The sequence below is a fragment of the Bacillus sp. Xin1 genome, from assembly GCF_013314535.1.
Lineage (GTDB): Bacteria > Bacillota > Bacilli > Bacillales > Bacillaceae_G > Bacillus_A.
On record NZ_JABUAE010000164.1, the window covers coordinates 1 to 660 of the forward strand.

The 660-nt window shown below is 34.8% G+C and carries 1 protein-coding gene and 2 pseudogenes; all 3 read right to left on the bottom strand.

Annotated features, from left to right (window positions below; genetic code table 11):
* Positions 1-141, bottom strand: a pseudogene (locus HRG09_RS28295) (IS6 family transposase); the annotation flags it as partial.
* Positions 142-179: 38 nt separating this feature from the next.
* Complete coding sequence (locus HRG09_RS28300; RefSeq protein ID WP_174104100.1) at positions 180-473, bottom strand: AbrB/MazE/SpoVT family DNA-binding domain-containing protein; 294 nt, start codon at positions 471-473, stop codon at positions 180-182.
* A 91-nt stretch (positions 474-564) separates the two neighbouring features.
* Positions 565-660, bottom strand: a pseudogene (locus tag HRG09_RS29315) (IS6 family transposase); the annotation flags it as partial.

Here is a 660-nt window from a genome sequence, read left to right on the forward strand (position 1 = left end):
GATAGTTGTTGGATGAATAGAAATACCACGCTCTTTCAAGATTTCAGATACATCACGATAGCTTAAAGAAAAACGACAATAGTAGCCGACGGCTACCAAAATAATATCCTTTTTAAACTGTTTTCCTTTAAAATACCCCATATATCACTCTCCTGCTCACACTTTTTCTACAGGTTAGCTTAGTTTAGAAAACTTTGCAACAGAACCTGTTGCTGTATTTCTTTTATTAAAAGTTCAGCACCTTCTGTGCTCAAAGCAATCTTTCCATTAGCTAGGGAAAAGTTTCTTTTTGAAACATCCCCTGTTATCATACACGCTTGGTGAGATTGATATTTTTGTAAAATAATCTTCTCATCTTCCACAAAAATTTCTATTGGATCTTTTTCTGCTATTCCTAATGTTCTTCGAAGCTCCATAGGAATAGCAATACGCCCAAATTCATCAATTTTTCGAGTAATTCCTGTTGATTTCATAAAATCCCACCTTTTATTAATCTAATCTTCTCATGGGTTCTGTTGCGAAGTTTTGTTAAGGTTAAGTGGTGCTAACAAAAAGTTGTACGTTTTATGCGATTGTTAGCAGCTCCTGTAATTCATTGTATGTCGAAAAACCGAAGTCTGAGCCAAGACTTCGGTTCCATTTATATAAAGCATGAATGGT

Bases quoted from the DNA above. Each gene is read 5' to 3' on its own strand.
- HRG09_RS28300 (WP_174104100.1), bottom strand. From the start codon at position 473: ATGAAATCAACAGGAATTACTCGAAAAATTGATGAATTTGGGCGTATT.